Annotated in this window: 9 protein-coding genes and 1 pseudogene; 6 read left to right on the top strand and 4 right to left on the bottom strand. The window is 68.3% G+C overall.

The features are described from left to right. A partial coding sequence (locus tag ACXJKR_RS16595) for a thymidine kinase (protein ID WP_457323755.1) occupies nucleotides 1–333 on the top strand: 333 nt, incomplete at its 5' end. A 417-nt stretch (nucleotides 334–750) separates the two neighbouring features. Here ACXJKR_RS16595 and ACXJKR_RS16590 read toward each other — a convergent pair. Then, on the bottom strand, nucleotides 751–1,512 hold the full coding sequence (locus ACXJKR_RS16590) for an enoyl-CoA hydratase/isomerase family protein (RefSeq protein WP_457323754.1): 762 nt from the start codon (nucleotides 1,510–1,512) through the stop codon (nucleotides 751–753). After that, nucleotides 1,509–3,281 carry a hypothetical protein gene (locus ACXJKR_RS16585; protein ID WP_457323753.1) on the bottom strand — a complete coding sequence of 591 codons (1,773 nt, stop codon included), beginning with the start codon at nucleotides 3,279–3,281 and terminating at the stop codon, nucleotides 1,509–1,511. Before ACXJKR_RS16585 ends, ACXJKR_RS16590 begins: the two co-directional genes overlap by 4 nt. Nucleotides 3,282–3,343: 62 nt before the next feature. Here ACXJKR_RS16585 and ACXJKR_RS16580 point away from each other — a divergent pair, with 62 nt between their 5' ends. Continuing rightward, nucleotides 3,344–4,996, top strand: a complete 1,653-nt coding sequence (locus ACXJKR_RS16580; protein ID WP_056191671.1) for an alkaline phosphatase family protein — start codon at nucleotides 3,344–3,346, stop codon at nucleotides 4,994–4,996. Here ACXJKR_RS16580 and ACXJKR_RS16575 read toward each other — a convergent pair. After that, nucleotides 4,986–5,627, bottom strand: coding sequence for a hypothetical protein (locus ACXJKR_RS16575; protein WP_056191668.1), 642 nt, complete (start codon nucleotides 5,625–5,627; stop codon nucleotides 4,986–4,988). The genes ACXJKR_RS16580 and ACXJKR_RS16575 overlap by 11 nt on opposite strands. 33 nt (nucleotides 5,628–5,660) lie before the next feature. Then, a complete protein-coding gene (locus ACXJKR_RS16570) occupies nucleotides 5,661–6,455 on the bottom strand; it encodes a head GIN domain-containing protein (RefSeq protein ID WP_457323752.1) in 795 nt (264 codons plus the stop codon). A gap of 127 nt (nucleotides 6,456–6,582) precedes the next feature. On the opposite strand from ACXJKR_RS16570, the gene ypfJ reads away from it, so the two are divergent. The 4 genes and pseudogenes from ypfJ to ACXJKR_RS16550 all read left to right on the top strand — a co-directional run. Then, entirely contained in the window at nucleotides 6,583–7,461 is an 879-nt protein-coding gene (ypfJ, locus tag ACXJKR_RS16565; protein ID WP_056191665.1) for a KPN_02809 family neutral zinc metallopeptidase, read from the top strand. A 178-nt stretch (nucleotides 7,462–7,639) separates the two neighbouring features. Then, nucleotides 7,640–8,377: a hypothetical protein gene (locus ACXJKR_RS16560; protein ID WP_457323751.1), complete on the top strand. Its 738-nt coding sequence runs from the start codon at nucleotides 7,640–7,642 to the stop codon at nucleotides 8,375–8,377. A 70-nt stretch (nucleotides 8,378–8,447) separates the two neighbouring features. Next, nucleotides 8,448–8,723, top strand: a complete 276-nt coding sequence (locus ACXJKR_RS16555) for a hypothetical protein (RefSeq protein ID WP_457323750.1) — start codon at nucleotides 8,448–8,450, stop codon at nucleotides 8,721–8,723. Next, a pseudogene (locus ACXJKR_RS16550) lies at nucleotides 8,717–9,019 on the top strand (HprK-related kinase A); the annotation flags it as partial. The gene ACXJKR_RS16555 and the pseudogene ACXJKR_RS16550, both read left to right, overlap by 7 nt.

The raw sequence follows: 9,019 nt of genomic DNA, 5'->3' as shown, positions 1-9,019 counted from the left end.
GGCATCGCCTGCCTGCTGGTCGACGAGGCGCAGTTCCTGTCCAAGCACCAGGTGCAGCAACTGCACGAATTGGCGCATCTGCGCAATCTGCCGGCCATCTGCTACGGCCTGCGCACGGATTTCCAGGGTGAACTCTTCCCCGGTTCGGCCACGTTGCTGGCGTTGGCCGACGAGATGGACGAGATGAAGACCATCTGCGACTGCGGCCGCAAGGCGACGATGAACATGCGTGTGGACGCCAACAACCGCAAGGTCACCGAGGGCGCCCAGGTCGAGATCGGCGGCAACGCGCGCTACCGTTCCGTCTGCGGCCGCTGCTTCCGCCAAGGCTGAATGCAAAAAGCGCCGCCACGGCGGTCGAGGCCGTGGCGGCGCTGGGTCGTTCATGGCCCTCACGCGAGGTGAGGGGCTGACAGCCCTATTTGGCTGCTATTTGCGCATCGAGTTCCTTGCAAGAAGGCGAGCAGACGGGCTGCGACTTGCCCAACAGCTTCTTGGACTTGAGCATGGCTCGGGGGCGGTGCTTGCYGCAAAGGAAGCAAGACATCGTTGCTGCGCCGAAAGACGAGGTTGCCGCGAAGGGCGAACCGGGAGCTTTGGAGCGGTAGCGCAGACCATCCGCTTCGATGGTGGTCTTGGTGGTTTCTTTGGCCACGCTGGTCCTGTCGAAGAGTGTGTAAAGAGGGGCGCCAGGCAGGCGCGCAGGCCCCGTATTTTCCACGATGTGGCGAAAGCCCCGGCCTAGGGCTTTCAACCCCCCTTGAATCGCGCTGGTCTTTTGCCCGCCCAGGCCGCCTGACCCTCGGCAAGATCGGCCGAATCGCGCGCCTTGACGATGTCGGCCGCCAGCTGTTTGGCGTCGAGTCGGCCGGCGGCGATCGCGTTCAGGTGCTGCTTCATCGGCAGCAGGGCCAGGGGCGCCATGCCCTGCAGTTCGTCGGCCAGAGCCTGCAGCGCGGCGTCCAGCGTTGCGACGTCGGGCAGCAACTGGTCCAGATAGCCGCAGCCAAGGAGGGCGGCGGCGTCCAGCGTGCGCCCAGCCAGCAGCACCTGCTTGGCGGTGGCGAGACCCAGTCGGTCGACGAAGCGCTGCAGGCCACCGGCATAGAAATGCAGCCCGATGCGCGCCGCCGGCACGAACATCTCGACGGCCGGCACGCCGAGGCGGAAGTCGCAGGCCAGGGCCAGATCGGCGGCGCCGCCATAGACACCGCCATGCAGGCGCGCAATCGTGATGGGCCGCACGGCCTCCAGTGCATCGGCCAGTTCCCCGAAGCGCGCGCCCGCATCGACGGCGCCCAGGGCGCCGAGGTCGAAGCCACTACAAAAATGCCTGCCTTCGCCGGCCAGGACCAGCACACGCACGGCATCGTTCGCATGCACCGCCTCGATGAAGCCGCCGAGGGTGTCGAGGTCGTCCACAGCCAGACGATTGGCCTGGCGTGGCCGGCGCAGCGTGATGCGCGCCACGCCATCGGCCACCTCCAGCAACGGCGCCTGGCCACTCGTCATGGCTTGCGCCGGGCGACACGGYCCTGGGTCTGGTAGCCGGCGTTCAGGCGCGCCAGGTTGGCGCGGCGCTCCGCTTCCACGAACTCGCGCAGCACCTGCGCGTGAGTCGGCCGCAGGCCCGTGTCCTGACGCAGCACGAGTTCCGCCACCAGCCCCCAGTCCGCCTCCAACTCGGCCGGCCACAACGCCGCCTCGGTGGGCAGTGCCTCCAGCAAGGACGCCAAGGCATCGACTCTCGTCGCCGCGCCGACGAGAGTGACCATCTCAGGCCAGCGCGCCAGCAGTGCCGGCTGCTTGTCCTGGGGCGGCCACAGGGCGCAGAGCCACTGCGTTGCATGGTTTTCCACGTGCAGGCCATGCGCCGTCTGCGACACCTCGGTACTGGCATCGGCCACGTGCTGCGTCAACGCCGTCCAGGCCTGCGGCTGCCACTCAGCAACCAGCCGCGGGTCGGGTTCGCTGCGCGAGGCAAGGGCCTGCATGTCCAGCACCGGTGCCTCGACGGCCGTGGGCAGGGGCACCACCTTGGGCAGCTCGATGTCGTCGAGGACCTGCTGCGGGTCCGGCTCGGGCGGTGGCGGCGGGGCCCGGAAGTCCAGCACCGGCGCTTCGACGACGGCAGGGGGCGGTGCGCGGAAATCCAGTACCGGCGTTTCGACGGTGGCCGGCGGCGTGTCGAGCGGCCCGGCGTCTTCCGCGACGGCGGGCGTGGACAGCGGCGGCGCGGGTGGCGGTTCAGGCATTTGCGCGACTGCGGGCTGCAGCGGCTCGTCGGGCAGCTCGACGGGTTCGATGAGCGGTTCGGGCTCGGGCTCGACCGTCGGCGGCTCCGGGTCCAACACTGCCGCTTCGACCGCAGCAGGTGGCGGAATTTCGAGCGGCTCAGCGTCCTCCACAAGGGCAGGCGCTGTTGGCAGCGGCGCGCTCAACGACTCAGGCGCCTGCGCGGCAGCGGGCTGCAGCGGCTCGTCGATCGACTCGGCGATGTCGATGAACGGCGTTGATTCCGGCGCGAACACTTCGGGCGCTTCAACGTCTGCCATCAGCGCGGCGGCACCCACGTCCGACGAGGGCGCTGCGAGCGCTTCGCCGCCATGCATGACCGCAGTTGCGGGTGGCGGCTCCGCCAACGCTTCATCGTCCTCAACGATCTGAGGCGGCTCGAACCGGAGATCAAGCCATGCCGCTTCGGCGGCGAAAAGCGGCGGCGCTCCAGGCGAGTCGACAGCGTCGGGCTCGGCGGGCACCGAGGCCATTTCCTCAAGGACCTGTGCTTCGGCTTCGAAGAGGGGCCATGGCCCCTCGACCGGCGGCGCAGGCGGCACCTCGCTCACAGGCGGCGGCACGAACTCGGCCTCGGCAAGCGGTGGCGCGGGCGAGACTTCCCGAACCAGGAGCTCGACGGCGATGCGCGGCGGCGGCGCCTCGGGCAACTCGATGTCCTCAACGTCCAGCATCTCGTAGCCACGCGCCTTCAGTCGCGCCTTCTTGGCCTCGTCGGGCCCGCTGCGGCCCGCGCGCACCAGGGACCTGAGTTCCAGGTCCAAGGGCGCCGGAGCGGGCGGGCGCCAGCCGTCCAGCAGATGCGTGGGGTCGAAGTTGACGGTTTCAGCCCTGACGAGAGGAAGCAGCGGCTCACTGCCCTGCCCATTGCCGTCGCCCCGCAGCAACGCGCCGAGCGCCAGATCCTGCAGCGGCACGGGCACAGGCGCGGGCGGACGCCAGCCGTCCAGCGCATGGGTGGGGTCGAAGGTGTCCGGTTCGGCCATGGCGTTTACAAGCCAGACATTGTGACGACGTAAGCTTGCGGACCCACTGTCACGAAAACGTCATGTTGCACACTCGCCGTCGCCTGCTGAGCCTGGCCTTCGCCGCTGCCCTGTCCGCCTGCGCAACGACGGCGCCGCCGGCCGTGGCGCCGCAAAAAAACCCCAAGCTCCTCGTCCTGGTCGTCATCGACGGCCTGCCGATGCGCCAGGTGACGGGCTACCGGGACCAGCTGGCACCTGACGGCTTCGCCCGCTTCCTCGACCATGGGCGCTGGTTTTCGCAGGCCCACTACGGCCATGGCCACACGGTGACGGCAGCCGGCCACTCGGTGATGCTTTCCGGCGCCTATCCACAGCGCAGCGGCATCATCAGCAACGAATGGCGCGACCCCGCCACCGGCGCCCAGGTCTACAACACCGGCGACGTGGCTTACCAGTACATCGACAGCCCGACCGCGCCGCTGGCCGGCACCAGCCCGCGCAACCTCAAGGTCGAGACCCTGGGCGACGTGCTGCGCACGGGTTCGCCGGCGTCCAAGGTCATCGGCATCTCGGGCAAGGATCGCGGCGCCATCCTGCCGGCCGGCCACAAGGGCACGGCGTATATGTACATGACGGAGACGGGCCGTTTCGCCTCCAGCACCTATTACATGCAGGCCCATCCGCAATGGGTGAAGGATTTCAACGCCACCAACCCGGCCGACGCCTTCTTCAAGAAGACCTGGGCTCCCCTTCTCCCGGAGGCGGCCTACGCCCGCTCCGTGCCTGACGGCCAGTCCTGGCAGATCGCCAGCGGCAACGGCAACAAGCTGCCGGCCGTCATCGGCGACAAGATGGACGGCCCCGGCCCGCGCTTCTACGGCGGCCTGCTGGCCTCGCCCTTCGGCGACGAGCTAACGCTGGCCTTCGCGCGCGCCGCCATCACGAACGAGAAGCTCGGCCAGCGCGGTGTGCAGGACATCCTGTCGGTCAGCCTGTCCAGCCACGACTACATCAACCATGCCTTCGGCCCCGAGTCGCGGCTGTCGCACGACCACACCCTGCATCTGGACCGCCATCTGCAGGCCTTCTTCCAATTCCTCGACAAGGAAGTCGGTGCCGGCAACTATGTACTCGCGCTGACGGCGGACCACGGCTTCACCGATACGCCGGAATGGGCGGCCACCCAGGGCCGCGATGCCGGCCGCTTCAACAGCTCGCCGTCACTGGCGGTCGTCAATACCGCCCTGTCGGCACGCTTTGGCGTCGACAGGCTGGCACGCGACTTTTCCGCTTCCGGTCTGTTGCTGGACGAGAAGCTGGCCGCCGACAAGGGCCTGAAGTTCGCTGACGTCCAGGCTGCCGCCCGCGAGGAACTGCTGAAGCTGCCCGGCGTGGCCACCGTCTTCACCCGCGAGCAGTTGCTGGGTGACGACCGCACCACCCCCTACCTGGAAGCCATGCGCAAGTCCTTCGATCCGACGCGCGCCGCGCAGTTGCAGATCGTGCTGAAGCGCAACTGGATCTTCAGCTACCGGCCTGGTGGCAGCACCCACGGCAGCCCTTACGACTACGACACCCATGTGCCCCTGCTGTTCTGGGGTCCGGGCTATGTCGGCCAGGGCGAGGTGAAAGAACGCGTCGAAATTGCCGATCTGGCGCCCACGCTGGCCGCCATCGCCGGCTTGCCCGCGCCGGCCCAGGCTCAAGGCCGGGACCTGAAGCTCAAGCCCTGACGATCAGTGCCGCTGCCGATTCGCCCCAGATGGCCTCGGTGAGCGTCAATGCCCCGAGGCGCTCGCCCAGCGCCGCGGCCTGGGCTGGCCCAGTGGACGGCAGCATGACGAGCAGCCGCCCGTCGTCCAGGCGCATGCAGCCATCCTCGCCACGGGTGCGCGCCAGCAGCTCGGCCGGATCGGCCTCGGGTGCCAACGTCGCCACGGACAAGGGCCAGGCGCGCGGGTCGGCCAGCAGAGCCTGCAGCAGTTCGCGGCCGGCCTGAGCCGACAGCAACTGGCCCGTCAAAGGCCGCGGCCCCGCCAGCGCGCTGATGTCCACGCCGGTCAGYGCCAGGCCGCCGTCTGGCATGCGCTGCTCCACCCACCAGAGGCGCCGGCCGTCGCGCCAGGCCTGTTCATAGCCTCGCTGCGCCATGCGGCTGCGGCGCTCCGGCACGTCGACCGGGCCGACGCCGGCCCGCTGGGCGGCCTCGACCATCTCGAGCCAGCCCGGCGATGCATCGGCAGCCAGCCCCCAGGCCTGTCGATAGGCCGCATTGGCTTGCCGCAGGCATTCGCCCGCATCAAACAGGGCCAGCAGCAGCGGGCCATCGGCCAGCGTCTGCCACCAGAGGTCGTTGGGGTTCACGGCCCCATTCTGAGGGGCCTGGGCCGTCGCGCTCTAGCGGCGGCTGATCTCGCCCGAGCCGCTGACGCTTTGGCGCAACTGCGGCCGTCCGGCGTAGCTCAGGTCGCCGGAACCGCTCAGTTGGACGTCCAGCTGTTCCGTCACCCCGACAGACACGTCGCCCGAACCGTTGATGTTGACTCGGGCTGCGCGGCCGGCAAGGGAGCGCGCGTCAACATCGCCCGAACCGCTGACCGTCCAGCTCTGCTGGTCCGCCCGGCCGGCCAGGCGCACATCGCCCGAGCCGCTGATACTGACGCTCAGGTCCTTCAGCTCGACGGCACCGAAATGCACATCCCCCGAGCCGATGACGTTCAGGCTGAGGCTGTCGGCCTTGAAGCGCTCCACGGCCAGGTCGCCCGAGCCATTGATGGCGATGGACTGCAGGGCCCGGGCGTCGACGCGCACCGTCGGCGCGGAACGCGTCGTGAAGCCGGCGTCGCGTTTCATGCGCACCACCAGGGCATCGCCCTCGACAACGGTCTCCACCAGCGGCTCGATGTTGTCGTCGGCAACCACCGTGGCCTGGTCGCTGCCCGCCTGGGTCAGCTTGACGTCGAAGGGGCCGTCGATGCGCAGCTTGCTGAAGCTGCCGAGGGCGCGCGCCTTCTCGACCTTGACGCCCGAGCCCTTGATGCGGTTCTTGCCGCTGCCGTAGTCGATGGGACCGCTGAAGTGGGCCGTCCAGCCGTCGGATTCCTTCTTGATGCGCAGATGCCAGTCGTTGTCGCCGGCAAAGCTGCTGGTGGCAAGGGCGGCGGCAAGGGTCAGCAGGGCGAGGCGTTTCATGGGGGCTCCTGGTTCGGCGATGCGGCGGCAGTGTGTCCAGCCGGCCGGTGCGACGCCCGCGAGAGGCGACGGACTGCGTTTTGGCGGTCATGGGCCGTAGGATTGCCCGATCAGCAGGAGAGACAGCATGAAGTTGGATGGCCAGCGTGAGAGCGACAACGTCGAAGATGTCCGTGGCAGCAGCAGCGGGGGTGGTGGCCTGCCCATCGGCGGGCGCGGCCTGAGCCTGGGCGGTGTCGTCATCGCCCTGCTGGCATCCTGGGCCTTCGGCATCAACCCGCTGACGGTGCTCGGGCTGCTCGACGGCGGGGGCGGCGCTGCGCCGCAGGTCCAGCCGGGCGCGCCGGCCGAGCAACACCCCAAGGATCCGGGTGCGGTATTCGTCAGCAAGGTACTGGCGGATACCGAAGACGTCTGGGGCGCCTACTTCCAACGCGCAGGCCAGCAATACCCCGCTCCCAAGCTTGTCATCTTCCGCGACCGCTGGCCCACCGGCTGCGGCACCGGCGAGGCCGCCATGGGCCCGTTCTACTGCCCCGCCGACCGCAAGGTCTACATCGACCTGGGCTTCTACGACACCTTGCGACAGCGCCTGGGCGCGCCGGGCGACTTCGCCCAGGCCTATGTCATCGCCCACGAGGTCGGCCACCACCTGCAGAACCTGATGGGCACGACCGAAAAGCTGGATCGCGCCCGCGGCCGCGTCTCCGAGCGCGAGGCGAACGCCATGAGCGTCAAGCTGGAGCTGCAGGCGGACTGCTTTGCCGGTGTCTGGGCGAATCTGTCGCAGCGCAGCAAAGGCTGGCTGGAGCAAGGCGACATCGAGGAGGCGCTGAACGCCGCCTCCCAGATCGGCGACGACACCCTGCAAAAGCGCTCCCGGGGCGCCGTCGTGCCCGAAAGCTTCACCCACGGCAGCAGCGCGCAGCGTGTTCGCTGGTTCAAGCGCGGCCTGGAAGCGGGCGATCTGAAGACATGTGACACGTTTTCGTCAGCCGCCCTCTAAGTCCCTGATTCAGGCCCACCCAATCAAGGGGGCGCCAGATGACCCCCAAAAGGCTTTGTGTGAAACACTGCCATCCAAACCGCCGAGCCCCCTATTAGCATCGGCCCGCTCTGACGCCCAGAGCGAGTTGTGCCCTAGTCTGGTGCAACCCAAAAACGGATCCACGAGGCACACTGTCATGAGCGAACGCCAAATCAACGACCCGCAGTCGACGCCCAAGGTGCCGGCCTCCGTCGACGCGTCCGCCGGCCGGCCGACCTCGACCCGGATGAACGCGTCGCGCCGACGCTTTGCCCAAGCGGGCGCGGCCACGCCGGTCGTGCTGGGCAGCCTGTTGAGCAAACCGGCGCTGGCGAGCCAGGCCTACAACTGCACCGTGTCGGGCCAGATGTCCGGCAATGCGTCGCCGCGGCCTGGCAAGGCGGACTGCAAGCTCCTCGGCAAGTCGCCCGGCTACTGGAAGAACGCAAGCACCTGGCCGGCCGGCACGCTGAAGGGCACGCTGCCCACGGCGAGTTGCAGCTTCGGCGGCAACAAGGGCACCGTCTTCGGAGGCTTCATCAGCGGTGGCCAGACACTGATGGACGCCTTCCGCTACAAGGCTGAGTCCTCGGCCTGCAATGTTTATGGCTACCGCGATTCGGCGTTCGGGTTGTGCACGAGCAAGGCCACCCTGCTGCAGGTGCTGAATTCGCCCGGCGGCCAGAACGACACGATGATCTACGCGCTGGGCCGCGCCACCGTGGCGACCATCCTGAATGCACTGAACGTCGGTACCGACTACCCGATCACGGTCGCCCAAGCCATCAAGATGTTCAATGCCGTCTGCCCGCTGGGCGGCAAATACCAGGTCAATACGACGGTCTCCTGGGACGCCAACCAGGTCATGGCTTACTTCCAGAGCCTGTACTCCTGAGCGGCCGGCACCGTCGGTGTGACACTTCGGGCGTCCGTAGCGACGCCCGAAGTCTTTCTGCAGCCACTCCGTGACCTCCACCGATCCAGTGCCAACGCCTCGATGGGCACTCACTTACGGGGCCGATCTGTCGATCAGGGCCTGGGGTGACGACTGCCTCGTGCATCACGCGCTGTCCAACGACACCCATCGCCTCGCCGCCTGGCTGGTACCCGCCCTGCGACGCCTCGCCGAGCAGCCGCCTGCGGAGTTCGACGAACTGGCTGCGCTGATGGATGCCGATTCGGAAATGACCGCCGATGTGCTGCAACAGCTCGAACAGCTGTTGTTGGTCCAGCGATGCTGACGCTGGGCATGCTGGCCCCGGCGGAACTTGGCCAACGGCTGCACGACGGCCTGACGCTCAGGACTGGCCCCTTCGCCTACCGCATCCACAGCAGCTGCCCGCCCGTGGCGGCGGGCCTGGCGGCGTTGTACGCGGATTTCGAGCTRGAACCCGAGGGCGGCATCGCCGACTTCCACGTGCATGTGCAGCCTGTCACCGGGCTGCGGCGCTGGCTTGGCGCCCAGGTGGAATTCCGGCTGGATCAGCACAGCCCCTTTCTGCCGCTGCCTGCCAACCACGCCTTCGCTCTGCTGGAA

The sequence above is a fragment of the Roseateles sp. P5_E11 genome, assembly GCF_054049355.1.
This window is presented reverse-complemented; position numbering and strand designations above follow the sequence as displayed.